We start from the raw sequence: 12,727 nt of genomic DNA, 5'->3' as shown, positions 1-12,727 counted from the left end.
TGTGCGCATGCAAGGACCCATCTCCCGAGCCCGGGCACGCCTAGCGACGACCGCAGCCAACCTCGCCACCGCAGCCTCCCGCGCCACCGGACGCGGCGCCGGCGGCATGATCGGCGGCCTCGTCGCAGGCGCGATCGACCCAAACATCATGGCCACCCTCGGCCGCGGCCGCCCCACCGTGCTGGTCACCGGCACCAACGGCAAATCCACCACCACCCGCATGCTCGCCGGCGCCGTGCGCACAAAGCACACCGTGGCCACCAACGACGGCGGCGACAACATGGACGCCGGCATCATCTCCGCTTTGCTCGCCGGCAAGGACGCGGAGGCCATCGTGCTCGAGTGCGACGAACTGCACGTCCCCAAAGTTGCCGAGCGTCTGCAGCCGAAAGCGTTCGTCCTGCTGAACCTCACGCGCGACCAGTTAGACCGCGTCGGGGAGATCAACTCCATCGAACGCGCGCTACGTGCGGCGGTGATGGCGCATCCGGAGGCGGTAGTCGTCGCTAATTGTGACGACGTGCTCATCTCCTCGATCGCCTACGACCACCCCAACGTCATCTGGGTCGCAGCGGGCGCCGGCTGGCTCGGCGACTCCGTGACCAACCCACGCTCCGGCGGGCACGTCGTGCGTTCCTCCGTCACGCACGACGAAGAAACTGACTGGTACGCCGTCGAACCCCTCCCCGACGGCCGCGAATTCCGCCGCCCCACCCCGCAGTACACCGTCACCGACAACGCCCTGCAAACCCCGCAAGGCGCAGCGGTACTCGACCTGAAACTGCCCGGACGTGCGAACCGGGGCAACGCTGCCCAAGCCATCGCGTGTGCCGTCGAAGCCTTCGGGGTGCCGCTCGACGATGCGGTGCGCGCCGCCAGCGAAGTGGACAACGTCGCCGGTCGCTACACCACCGTCCACCTCGGCGAACACGACATCCACCTGCTGCTGGCCAAGAATCCCGCCGGCTGGCAGGAGGCGCTGTCCATGGTGGACCGTGACGCCGACGGCGTGGTCATCGCCGTCAACGCCAAGCAGGGCGACGGCGAGGACGTCTCGTGGCTGTGGGACGTCAAGTTTGAGGATTTCGGCGACACCCACGTCATCGCCTCGGGCGAGCGCGCCACCGACCTTGCGGTGCGCCTGACGTATGGCGGCATTGACCACGAGCGCATCCCCGACCCCGTGGAGGCGATTCGCGCCTGCCCTCCGGGTCGCGTGGAGGTGTTGGCCAACTACACGGCGTTGCTGAATCTGCGCCGCGCGCTGTCGAAGCAGGAGGATTACCGTGCCTAAACTCACCATTGGTCTTGTGTTGCCCGACGTGTTGGGCACCTACGGCGATGATGGCAATGCGTTGGTGTTGCGTGAGCGTGCGCGTTTGCGTGGTTTCGATGCGCACATCGAGCGCTTCTTGCTTAACGACGACATCCCCGCCACCTGCGACATCTACACCCTTGGCGGTGGCGAGGACGCCGCCCAGTTAATCGCTGCTACCCGTTTGAGCGCCTCGCCGGGGCTGCAGGCGGCTGCCGCGGATGGGCGACCGGTCTTCGCGGTGTGCGCCGGCCTGCAGGTGTTGGGGCATACGTTCCGTGCGCACGGCGAGGAGGTTGAGGGCGTGGGTCTGTTGGACATCACCACGTCCCCGTTGAAGACCCGTGCGACGGGCGAACTCCTGTCCGAGCCGACACGTGCCGGCATCACCGCCGAACTGACCGAGTCGCTGACCGGCTTTGAGAACCACATGGGCGCGACCGTGCTCGGGCCTGAGGCGGAAGCGCTGGGTGTGGTGACGCGCGGCGTCGGTAATGGCGTCGGTGTCGCAGGCTCCACCGACGAAGAGTTGGTTGACGGCGTGGTGCAGGGCAGCGTGATCGCCACGTACATGCACGGTCCGGCGCTCGCGCGGAACCCGCAGTTGGCGGATGTGCTCATTGCACGCGCACTGGACGTGCCGCTTGCGGAGTTGGCTCCGCTTGATCTCGAGGATGTTGCCCAACTACGTCGGGAACGCCTCGCCAAATAGTTGGTTCATTGCCCCGCGGTTGGTGTTTTTCACCGGATACCCGCGGGGCGAAATCCATACTGGGGCACCCCGCACCATGACGATCCGGCCGCGTTTCTTACGCCACGGGTCATCATCATTGACCCGGTTGTGATACCTGCATAGCGGCGCCAGGTTGCCAATATTGGTCTCCCCACCATGCCGCCACGCCTCCACATGGTGTAACTCGCAGTTGTCTGCTCCGTGACGACAGCCAGGAAACGCACACACCGGCGAGACCAACTTGGCCAGATCGCGCTGCTTCTGATTCGCCAAACGCTGCGTGCGATACAGATTCACCGCACCGGCCTGCGGGTGAAACGCCGCCACCTCAAGCGCATCACCGAACTGGGCGGCGAGAAACTCCGCACCCGTCATCGTCGTGCCATCGGTCATAGCAAGGATGACGTCGTCGCCCGAGCCGTCCAGGATGCGCAGGTAGTCCGGCAGCGGCACCAACACCGTCGGGCGAGGTGCTGCGGTAGCGACTTTGCCCTCGCCGAAGAAGATCCCAATCAAATTCTCGGCAATCTGGGGTGCAGCCGGACGATCCTGATCAATCCCGAGACGCCCAGCGTGTTCCATGTCGGAGATCTCCCGCTCGTCATAGGTTAGGTGCAGGGTGCGTTTGCCGTTTCGCGACGGACCGAACTTCGCCGCATCCACCGCAGGCTTCTCATCTGCCGGCACCAACGTGCGGGCCGCAGCCTCAATCGCCCGGTAGCCACCTTCGACCTCAAGTAAGGCAAGGCGCAGCGCCCACCGCTGGGAGGCATCCTTGACCGGTGCGATGCGACGCTCGATCAGCGCCAGCTCGTCGAGGGAGAAACCTCGCGCTAAAGAACTGGCTGTCTTTTGTTTGCGCGTGAACTTGGTGCGACCGAAATACACATCCCGCAGCCGCGACCACGCCCGCGCCCGGTCCGGTGCGAAGCCCGAGGCGAGTGCAACATCAAGGTCGAAGTCAGCCAGCGTCTCTAACGCTGCGGCCGACATCGCCTGCACTAACACCTCGAACGAATTCATACCCAAAACGCTAAACGCCCGGCGCAGAAAATGCACCTGGCCTGTGGATAACTGGGCGTGGGGTCGTCGAAAAGTAAAGAGTTATCCACAAATCACAGCTTGAGGCGCCCGGTTAACGCGCGGGAGAGTGTCAGCTCGTCGACAAACTCCAAGTCCCCGCCAAGCGGCATACCCGACGCCAAGCGCGACACCGTCAGCGACGGGAAGTCCTTCAACAGACGCGCCAAATACGACGCCGTCGCCTCCCCCTCCGTATCAGGGTCGGTAGCCAAGATGACTTCGGTGACGTCGGGGTTGTCGGCGCCGTCGACGTCGTCAAGCACACCGCCAATGCGCTGCAACAACGGCGCGATGGCCAGATCCTTCGGGCCGACATTCGCCAACGGATCCAACGACCCGCCCAACACGTGATAGCGGCCCGAATACTCCCCCGTGCGCTCAATGACCTGGATGTCCTTCGCGTCCTCCACCACGCACACCAGCGTCTTGTCGCGGCTCGAATCGGCACAGATGCGGCACACTTCCTCGCGCGAGACGTTGTTGCAGATGCGACAAAACGTCACCCCGTCGCGCACGGCGGCTAGGGCGGTGCGCAGCCTATCGATGTCCTCCGGCTCCGTCTTCAGCAAATGAAACGCGATACGTTGCGCGGATTTGGGGCCGATGCCGGGGAGGCGCGAGAATTCGTCGATAAGGTCTTGCAGCGGTCCTTCAAACACGCGGGGGTTCCTTTCGTGGCATGAAAAACGCGCCCGACCAAGCCGGCCGGACGCGGGAAGCGACAGGTTAGACGATGCCGCCGAACGGGATCTCGCCCGGGCCTGCCTGCGGGGCGCCACCCTGCGGTGCGCCGCCACCCATTGCGCCGCCGGTCAGCGGGGCGATCTTCTCTTCGGCGAGCTTGCCGGCCTGGTCATGGGCGTCGCGGTATGCGGCGAGGATGAGGTCCTGCAGCGTCTCGACGTCCTCCGGGTCAACGGCTTCCGGCTTGATGGTCAGGTCGGTGATTTCGGCGCCGCCGGTCATGGTGACGGCAACGAGGCCGCCGCCTGCGGTGCCGGTGACCTCGGTCTGCAGCAGTTCCATCTGTGCCTGCTGGAGTGCGGCCTGCACTTCGGCGGCCTGGCGGATGAGTTCCTGCATGTCCTGTGGCTGGGTCATGGTTGCAACCTTTCGTTTGTTGGTAAAGCTCCGTGGGCCATTGTACGCGTCGCTTAGAGGGGTTTGGCTCCGAGTTCGGCGGCGAGGAGGTCCATGGCGACTTCGGTGGCGTCGCGGCGGTCTGCTGTTCGTTCTCCGTCGCGTGCTTCTTGGGCCATGTCGCGTTCTTCGTCTTCGCGTGTGTATTCGGGTTCGGCTTCTTCGAAGGGTTCGGCCGGTTCGGGTGGTGGTGGGATGTCGTCGCGTTCGCGTTTGGCGCGTTCGGCGGCTTTTTGGCTGGCTGCGGCGACTGCGGCTTGCCAACTGTTGGCGGGGGCAGGGTCTTCGGGCTTTTCGCTTGACGACGACCCCTCCCCCGGATTCCACACCTCCCTCGGTTCTGGCCGCTTGACGTGGGCGGCGTCGGGGTTGGTGCCGACCACGCAACGGACCTTGATCGGCGTCCCGAGCTTCTCGGTGAACACTGCGACGATGTCTGCGTTGTTGCGTTCGGCGTTGATGCGGTCGGCGAGCGCCCCGGTGTGATGGCCGACGACGAGGGTGTCGTTGTCGAAGCCGAGCGGTTTCGCCTCCGTCAGCATGATTTCGGCGACCTGGTTGCGTGCGCCGACGGATTGGCGCAGGCGGGTCCAGTCGCGTTCGATGCGCTGGTATAGGTCGTCCGTGTCCGGTTGTGGCGCGGGTTGCTGCGACGCGGGTTGGGCAGGTTCGGGTTCACGCTGCGGTTCCGGTTGCGGCGCGGGTTCGTGCGGCGGTTCCGACGCAGGCTGCTGTGGTTCGGGCGGCGGCGTCTGCTGCGCTCGCTGCTCGGGTGCCGGTTGAGCAGCCGCGGCTTGCGGTTCGGGAGTTGGCTGTTGCTGCGCAGGCTGTGCGGGCGCGGGCGCGGGTTTGCGCGAGGCGGTGCGGGAGCTTGCGGCGGCGGCTGCAGCGGCTGCGGCGGCTGCAGCGCCTCCCCCGCCAGCGGCGCCGGAAGGAGCGCCAGCAGAACCACCGGCAGAACCGGCAGAGCCAACAGCCCCAGCCCCAGCACCGGCCGCGCCCACCGCGCCACCGCCAACGCTGACGGTGAGGAGGTGCGCCATCATGATTTCGAGGAGCAGGCGGGGCGAGGTGGCGCCGGCGAGGTCTGGGAGTCGGTCGTTGACTTCGGTGGCCAGGGCGGACAGATGGGCGGGGGTGAAGAGTTCGGCTTGGTGTTTGAGGATTTCGGAGCGGTCGGTGGGGGCGTCGACAAGCCCTTGCCCGAATGCGTCGGGGACGGTGCGGATCAGGAGGAGGTCGCGCATGCGGTCGAGGAGGTCGAGGGCGAAGCGGCGGGGTTCGTGGCCGGATTCGATGACTTCGTCGATGGTGTGGAACATGGCGGAGCCGTCGCCAGATGCGATGGCGTTGACGGCGGCGTCGAGAAGTGTGAGGTCCGTGACGCCCAACAGTGGCAGGGCGAGGTCGTAGATCAGGCCGTCGGGTCCGGCGCCGGCGAGGAGTTGGTCGAGGATGGACAGGGTGTCGCGCGGGGAGCCGCCGCCGGCGCGGATGACCAGGGGGTAGACGTTTTCGTCGACGGTGACGCCTTCGTCGGCAACGATGCGCTCGAGAAGGGAACGCATGGCTTGGGGTGCGAGGAGGCGGAATGGGTAGTTGTGGGTGCGCGAGCGGATGGTGCCCAGCATCTTTTCGGGTTCGGTGGTGGCGAAGATGAAGATGAGGTGGGCGGGTGGTTCTTCGACGATTTTGAGCAGCGCGTTGTTGCCCTCTTTGGAGATCATGTGGGCTTCGTCGATGATGAAGACGCGGTAGCGTGAGTCGCTGGGTGCGTACAGGGCGCGTTCGCGCAGGTCGCGCATGTCTTCGACGCCGCCGTGGGAGGCTGCGTCGATTTCCATGACGTCGAGGTTTCCGTTGCCGCCGGGGGCGAGGGAGATGCAGGAGGGGCATACGCCGCAGGGGGTGGAGGTTGGTCCTTCGGCGCAGTTGAGTGAGCGTGCGAGGATGCGGGCGGATGATGTTTTGCCGCAGCCTCGTGGGCCGGAGAACAGGTAGGCGTGCGAGATGCGGTTGTTGTCCAGCGCGGTGGACAACGGCCGGGTTACTTGTTCTTGCCCGACGACTTCGCCGAATGTTGCGGGGCGGTATTTCCTGTACAGAGCCACGCGGGCTACCTTACTCGGCCTCGCGATTCCATTCGGTGGTGTTGGTGCCGCGGCGTCGTAGCCTGCGGGTTAGGACGTCGAGGCCTTGGTTGCGGGCGATGGCGTATTCGTCGTCGGTGAGGGCGACGAGTTCGAGCAGCAGGGTGAGCCTGTCGGGTTCGCGGTATAGCGGTGTGCCGCGGTCGAAGAGTTCGGGTTCGCGCAGCCAGCCGTGGCGTGCGGTGGTGCCGAGCTCGTCGAGGGCGCCTTCGAGCAGCATGCCGGGTTGTGCGGGGATGCCGAGGCGCTCAATGGCACGGGCTGCGGCAACGACGGCGCGCCCGGGCAATTGCTTATCGACGACCCCACCCACCGTCACAATCTCACACCGCACATCAGTCGCCCCATCCCCGTCGATGACCAGGCCGGTGTCGACTTGGGAGAAGCCGACGGTGCAGGCCGCAGGGGTGGAGTTGATGGTGGTGAGGGCGACGGCGGCGTCGTCGATAAGCATGAGCTCGATGTCCATGAAGGACCCGAGCCATGCGGCGACCTGATCAGTTTTCATGCGCCTCGATGCATGCGAGCAGCACGCAGGTGGCAACGCCGTCCATGGCGGTGCGGACCTCGTCGAGCGGCGGCAGGGACGGTGCGAGGCGGATGTTCTCGTCGTTTTCGTCGATGCCGCCCGGGAAGGATGCGCCGGCCTTGGTCAGGGTGATGCCGGCCTCCTTGGCCAGTTCCCAGACGCGCTTGGCGGAGCCGTCCTTGACGTCCAGGGAGATGAAGTAGCCGCCGGTCGGCTCGGTCCACTCGGCGACGTTGTACTCGCCGAGGCGCTCCTTGAGGATGCCGATGACAGCCTCGAACTTCGGGGCGAGCGAACCGGAGTGCTTGAGCATGTGGGCGCGCAGGCCGTCGACATCGCCAAAGAAGCGAGCGTGTGCCAACTGGTTGACCTTGTTCGGCCCGATGCCGCGCACACCGGCGTGGCTGTTGTACCAGTCCAGGTTCTCCTTGGAGGAGGCAAAGAACGCCACGCCCGAGCCAGCGTGCGTGATCTTGGAGGTGGACGACATGTACCAGAAGCGGTTCGGGTTGCCGTGCTTCGCGGAGATCTCGAGGACGTTCGGGTTGTCCGGGAACTCGTCGGTCAGCGTGTGGATCGCGTACGCGTTGTCCCAGATCAGGCGGAAGTCCGGCGCGGCGGTCTCCATCGCGCAGAGGCGCTCGATGGTCTCGGCGGAGTAGGTGATGCCGGTGGGGTTGCCGAAGATCGGCACCGACCACATGCCCTTGACCTGCGGGTCCTTCACCAGTTCCTCGACGAGGTCCATGTCGGGGCCGGTCGGGGTCATCGGCACCTGGATCATCTCGAAGCCGAAGTGCTCGACGATGGTGAAGTGGCGGTCGTAGCCCGGCACCGGGCAGATCCACTTGACGGTCTCCTCGTCCTTCCAGGGGCGTGGCGAATCGTTGGTGCCCCAGATGTAGGCAAAGGAGACGAGGTCGAACATGATGCTCAGGCTCGAGGAATCACCCGCGACGACGTTCTCCGGGGCGACGCCGAGGGCCTCGGCCCAGAGCTCGCGGATGTCCGCAATGCCGTCGAGGTTGCCGTAGTTGCGCACGTCAGCGCCGGTCTTGTCGGTGTAGTCGTCCGCCCCCGGCAGCGACAGCAACGCGTCAGAGAACCCGAGCTGCTCTGCGGACGGCTTGCCGCGCGTCAGGTTCAGGTTGAGGTTTCGGGCCTTGAGTTCCTCGTACTGTGCGCGGGTGCGCTCGGCGAGTTCGTTGAACTGGGCTGCGTCCAGGTCCTTGAGAGACATCATCACTCCAGATGTTCGAAGGCGAATTTTGCGTGCCCACCATCGTAGCGGCCTATCCGTCCCCGAACATGAAAAAGGGACCTCACGCACCTGCTAGAGCTCGCTGACCCTTGCTGCGTTCCCGCCCTGGGGGAGTTCACAAGATAACACCGCGTGAGATCCTGCCTGACACTGTAGCCATCTCTTCCGCCAGAACACAACCTGCGCCGGGCCACGCTGCGGTTTTGGTCTTGTGGGGTGTGTGCATTACCATGTCCAAAGACGCTTCGCCGGTGCATGCCGGGGAAGTTGTTCGCTGGAGGATTCGACTAGCGGCCTATGTCACACGCCTGGAACGCGTGCGGGTTTCACGACCCTCGTGGGTTCAAATCCCACATCCTCCGCAAAATGCACGCCCCGCGTTTCTACGCGGGGCGTTTTTGCTACCGTTTTGTGCGTGACCACCGCTGCGAACACTGCACACACTGCGCTCGATCAACTCGCTGACCTGCTGGATGTCGGCCGTTTCACGGTTGCGGATGCGGGCATGATCCCGCGCGCGATCGCCCTTGCCGCCGCCGAGGAACTTAACGTGCCGTACGAGGACGCGTGGACTGCCGAGGAGATCGCCGACAGCATCTTCGACAACTTCGCCCAGTACATCCTGGGCTCCGGTGTTGACGGTCGGGCGGCGACGCTGCTTGCAATTGTCGACGACCACTTCACCGCCCAGACGTCTCGCACCCGTGGGTCGGGGGTGTCGTCGTTTAGCAAGCTCTCGTCGGACGACTTCACCCCGGCGAAAAACAAGTTGGAGGCGGTCAACCGCATTAGCGCGCTGACGGGTTCGGGCCCGGAGACGCTCGGGCCGGGGTCAAAAGAGCGCAAGTCGGTGCTGGTGAACCTGGCGCGTGCGATCGACAACAACAACGCGCCGGAGGATGCAACCAAGATCGAACTCGGCCGCTGGCTGGCGGGACAGCTCGGCGGGACGTGGGGACCAAGCGATTACTCGTCCGGCTACACGATCACGCTGAACGGCCTGAACAACCTGCTGCACTTGGCCACGCGCAGGTTCACGGGCGTGGAGGATTTCGCCTCCCCGCTGCTGGAGGCCAACGCGCTCGTCGCTGGTGCTGCGGAGGCGCTCGGCCTGCGGGCGGACACCGATTGGGCGAGCCTGCCGTTCGATGGGCGCACGTGTGTGGAGGAGATGTTCGCGGCGCAGTACCGCAACCGGAACCAAACGGAGTGGTTCGCCTGGTACGCCGAGTTCAAGGTCCTGCCGTTTTACGCCAAGAAGTTCAAGGGCGGACCGGCGACCATCGGCCACACGGAGTTCGACTATCAGGGCACCCGCACGTGGGATTTGAAGGTGCATTCCAGCGACGGCAAAGCGGACCGCACGCCGCTGAACGACCAGTACTCGGTGGATCTTGCCGCAGCACAGGACGGGGTCGGGTTCATCGTGGTCAACACTGTGCCGGATTACACCGACGAGGACGCGTTTTACCGCTGGCACATGGCTAAGCGCAACAAGGTGGTCAAGAACCGCAAGCCGAACTCGCGCAAACTCAAGGTCGCGCACACGGTGACCAGCATTGAGGCGTACTACTTCCCGGACACTGCATCTATTAGCGACGCCATCGCCCGCGGCATCATCAAAGTCTTCAACCAGGGCCGCCAGCAGGACGGGTCGCCGCGCAAGCCGAAGTACGAGATGGACATGGCACTCGCGCGCGGCACAAAGTATTTGCTCACGGCACTTCTGTGAGGTCCTGTGCGTACGCCGCCGCCACGTCCACGTCACGCCCGAACACCACGCGGTTGAGCCGCTCCACAAGGGCGAAGGGGTGCTTGACGTTTTCATTGACAATGCCGGCGTTGAGTTTGGTGACTAGGTTGTTGCGTTCGGAGGCGCGGATGTCGTCGATAAGCACCGGCTCTAGGTCGGGCACTGGCACGGACATGAGCACGCGACGGGTGAGGCTTACGCCGCCGTCGTGCCAGCGCCACCACAAATACGGCGCGGACGAGTTCAGCGTCACCGCCGCGAGGTCCCGGTCGTGTGCGGTGGCGAAGTGCAGCACCTGCTTCGAGCGCCGGCTCAACTCCCCGAACGCGGCGGAGATGTAGTAGCGCGGAGTGGTGGCTACGGTGAGCGAAAACTCGGTCGGGCCAGGCACGACGAGGTCGGCGATGGTGCGCTCCCACCCCTGCATCTGCCGCCAGATGTCCTGGTGGTCGGGGTGGATTTTCAGCCACTCCCCTCCCTGACCGACCTGCCGTGGGGCGAGCAGATGCGGTGCCTTTTCCAGCAAGGCTGCCCTTGATGCCGCACGCCATCGCAAGATCGGCGTGACCCGCCACGCGCTTGCCCCCGGCGGGCACACGGTGACGGCAGCGCGCACAAAGTTGGTTTTCGACGTGTTCGACGAGCCGAACTTGTAGCCGCGGAACAGGGTGTCGGGGACGTTGTCGAAGACGGTGATGTCGCCGCCGGTGAGGTGGTCGTCGATTAGCAATCGCAGCCCTGCGAACTTCGGCGCGCCCAGGTAGGAGGCGGGCGTGACCGCGATGAAGCCGCGGCTGGTGGTGGCGACGCGCTCCATGAAATAGGCGAACAGGTCGCGGGTGGCGGCGGTGGCGAACGTGTCGTCGCGCGCAGTGGAGGCGTACGGCGGGTTCATGATGACAAAGTCGTGGGCGGGGATGTCGTCGTGAAGAAAATCGGCCACCACACAACGCGCGGCGAGCGCTTCAAAGCCTGCGGTGTCGCCCGGCGCGAGGAAGTGCGACAGCAGCACCACCGCGGTGTGCAGCGCGACCGGGTCGATGTCCACCAGGATCAACTGCTTTGCGACGAAGCCCCCCACATCCCCATCAACCTTCCGCGCAAGGTGCCACGCGAGCACCCCAGTGCCACAGCACGGGTCCACCCACGTGCCCTGTGGGAAACGGTTGACGTGCTGGGCCATGAACGCCGCGGCGTCATCCGGCGTGAAGTACTGGCCCGCATCCTTGCGCGCCTTACTGTCGCTGAGCGCCAGGAACGCCTCGTAACAAACCGCGATCTCCCCGATGGTCATGTTTTCGAACACATCTTCTGCCAGCGGCTCGACCCCCAGGTAGGATTCCACCACCGGCGCAAGGTCGGGCCGCAACGCGTTCGAGTGCGCCGCGATCCCCCGCAGCCATGCCTGTTGGCCTGCGATTTCGGGGTGCGCGCGCAGGCGGTTCAGCGTGGCGGTGACACGCTTTGCGGAGAAGTTCGATCCCTGGGGCACGGTGCCCGAGCTTATAGCTCTTTTACTCTTCCGCTCCAATCTGGGCTGCTGTATACTCGCGTGCATGATCGACGCAAAGCTTTACGAAGCAATCAACCAGCAAGTCACCGAAGAGTACGGTGCCGCCTACATCTACCGCTACCTGGCCAACGAGATGGACGCCCTGTCCTTCCCGGGCCTGAGCGAGTGGTTCGCCGCGCAGGCATCTGAGGAGTGCGACCACGCGCAGAAGTTCGCCCAGCACCTCATTGACCGTGGCGAGCATGTCAAGCCGCACAACATTGAAATCGACGCGCCTGAGATCAAGACCCCGCTCGACGCATTTGAGGCTGCTCTTGCGCACGAGAAGAAGGTCTCGGAGCAGATCCGCCAGATCACTCGCCTGGCCGATGAGGTCGGCGACCTGGGCTCCCGCCCGCTGCTGAACTGGTTCCTGGAGGAGCAGATTGAGGAAGAGTCGACCGTGAGCGAGATCGTCGACCAGCTCAAGCTTGTTGGCAAGGACGGCTCGGGCCTGTTGCGTATCGACGCCCGCCTGGCCGGCCGCTCCACCGACTCCGACGCGTAACCCACCCCGGATTTCGCGTTCAGCCCCCGTCACGTGCGGGGGCTTTGTTTGTGTCTAGCTGGATTGTTGGCGGCGCTTGACCCGCCACATGTCGATCGCGATGACCACACCGAGGATCGCAGCGTGCTGGCGTTCGCTCAGCTCCGGCTCGAACTGCACCCGGTAGTCCGACTTGCCGGTCAGTTCGCGCCCGAAGCCTTTGTATTCCGCGACCACGTGCGCGATCGGGCGGCCCTGCGATGTGAGCGTGTAGTTGCGGTTGAACACCTTGCCTTCGACTTGCACCTCGGGAAACCCTGCGATGTCGAGGTCGAATTTTGAGCCCATGAGCTTGAACCGCGATGTCAGCCGCGCCAGCTCCATCGCGGGAGTGACCAGACGCACGGTGTAGCTGTCGCGGATGAGGTCGATCGGGTCTTCGATGCTGATAAGGTGCGTGCCGCCTGCGTCGAACACGTCGACTTGGCGCGAGGCCCGGCTCAGCACGTCTTTCATGTTGAGCTTCGTTTGCCGTGCCGTGCCAAGGGGTTGTCCGGTGGGTGCTTCGATCGCGAACTCGTTGCGGCCGAAGATTTTGGTTTGCCGGATAATGACTTCGTTTTCCCGCAGCATGATGTAAATCGTAGTGCTGCCCCGCTGCGCGTGCTGGGCAGAAATGCGTAAAAGGCTGACGCCAGTTCCGAGTGTGGACTGGTGTCAGCCT

Annotated in this window: 12 protein-coding genes, 1 tRNA gene and 1 other RNA gene; 5 read left to right on the top strand and 9 right to left on the bottom strand. The window is 64.8% G+C overall.

The features are described from left to right. Positions 1–7: 7 nt before the first annotated feature. A complete protein-coding gene (locus tag CCOY_RS00695) occupies positions 8–1,294 on the top strand; it encodes a Mur ligase family protein (protein WP_092101203.1) in 1,287 nt (428 codons plus the stop codon). Further along, positions 1,287–2,027, top strand: a complete 741-nt coding sequence (locus CCOY_RS00690) for a type 1 glutamine amidotransferase (RefSeq protein ID WP_092101201.1) — start codon at positions 1,287–1,289, stop codon at positions 2,025–2,027. Before CCOY_RS00695 ends, CCOY_RS00690 begins: the two co-directional genes overlap by 8 nt. Here CCOY_RS00690 and CCOY_RS00685 read toward each other — a convergent pair. From CCOY_RS00685 to ffs, 7 genes are all read right to left on the bottom strand, one after another. Then, positions 2,001–3,071 (bottom strand): HNH endonuclease signature motif containing protein, encoded by a 1,071-nt coding sequence (locus CCOY_RS00685; RefSeq protein ID WP_092101199.1) that lies wholly within the window; start codon positions 3,069–3,071, stop codon positions 2,001–2,003. The two genes, CCOY_RS00690 and CCOY_RS00685, sit on opposite strands and share 27 nt — an antisense overlap. Positions 3,072–3,163: 92 nt before the next feature. Beyond that, on the bottom strand, positions 3,164–3,790 hold the full coding sequence (recR, locus tag CCOY_RS00680; RefSeq protein ID WP_092101197.1) for a recombination mediator RecR: 627 nt from the start codon (positions 3,788–3,790) through the stop codon (positions 3,164–3,166). 67 nt (positions 3,791–3,857) lie between these two features. Further along, positions 3,858–4,232: a YbaB/EbfC family nucleoid-associated protein gene (locus tag CCOY_RS00675; protein WP_070451098.1), complete on the bottom strand. Its 375-nt coding sequence runs from the start codon at positions 4,230–4,232 to the stop codon at positions 3,858–3,860. A 53-nt stretch (positions 4,233–4,285) separates the two neighbouring features. Further along, a complete protein-coding gene (locus CCOY_RS00670) occupies positions 4,286–6,382 on the bottom strand; it encodes a DNA polymerase III subunit gamma and tau (protein WP_092101195.1) in 2,097 nt (698 codons plus the stop codon). 10 nt (positions 6,383–6,392) lie between these two features. Then, entirely contained in the window at positions 6,393–6,929 is a 537-nt protein-coding gene (locus CCOY_RS00665; protein ID WP_092101193.1) for a hypothetical protein, read from the bottom strand. Then, the gene (locus CCOY_RS00660; RefSeq protein ID WP_092102908.1) at positions 6,919–8,190 is read right to left on the bottom strand and encodes an aspartate aminotransferase type Ic; all 1,272 of its coding nucleotides are present in this window, start codon (positions 8,188–8,190) and stop codon (positions 6,919–6,921) included. Before CCOY_RS00660 ends, CCOY_RS00665 begins: the two co-directional genes overlap by 11 nt. Before the next feature lie 70 nt (positions 8,191–8,260). Further along, an RNA gene (gene ffs / locus CCOY_RS00655) (signal recognition particle sRNA small type) lies at positions 8,261–8,356 on the bottom strand. Between the two features lie 131 nt (positions 8,357–8,487). Between ffs and CCOY_RS00650 the strand changes: the two genes are divergently transcribed. Continuing rightward, a tRNA-Ser gene (locus CCOY_RS00650) sits at positions 8,488–8,573 on the top strand. Positions 8,574–8,626: 53 nt separating this feature from the next. Next, positions 8,627–9,943, top strand: coding sequence for a hypothetical protein (locus tag CCOY_RS00645; RefSeq protein WP_092101191.1), 1,317 nt, complete (start codon positions 8,627–8,629; stop codon positions 9,941–9,943). Here the strand turns inward: CCOY_RS00645 and CCOY_RS00640 are convergent. Further along, positions 9,927–11,456, bottom strand: coding sequence for an N-6 DNA methylase (locus CCOY_RS00640; protein ID WP_167594488.1), 1,530 nt, complete (start codon positions 11,454–11,456; stop codon positions 9,927–9,929). The two genes, CCOY_RS00645 and CCOY_RS00640, sit on opposite strands and share 17 nt — an antisense overlap. Before the next feature lie 67 nt (positions 11,457–11,523). Between CCOY_RS00640 and CCOY_RS00635 the strand changes: the two genes are divergently transcribed. Beyond that, a complete protein-coding gene (locus CCOY_RS00635) occupies positions 11,524–12,024 on the top strand; it encodes a ferritin (RefSeq protein WP_208856607.1) in 501 nt (166 codons plus the stop codon). Positions 12,025–12,078: 54 nt separating this feature from the next. Here the strand turns inward: CCOY_RS00635 and CCOY_RS00630 are convergent, their stop codons facing one another. Further along, positions 12,079–12,636 carry an LURP-one-related/scramblase family protein gene (locus CCOY_RS00630; protein ID WP_070421596.1) on the bottom strand — a complete coding sequence of 186 codons (558 nt, stop codon included), beginning with the start codon at positions 12,634–12,636 and terminating at the stop codon, positions 12,079–12,081. Positions 12,637–12,727: the final 91 nt, after the last annotated feature.

The organism is Corynebacterium coyleae (genome assembly GCF_030408635.1).
Taxonomy (GTDB): domain Bacteria; phylum Actinomycetota; class Actinomycetes; order Mycobacteriales; family Mycobacteriaceae; genus Corynebacterium; species Corynebacterium coyleae.
The sequence above is the reverse complement of the archived record's forward strand: the minus strand, read 5'-3'. Positions and strand labels throughout refer to the sequence as shown.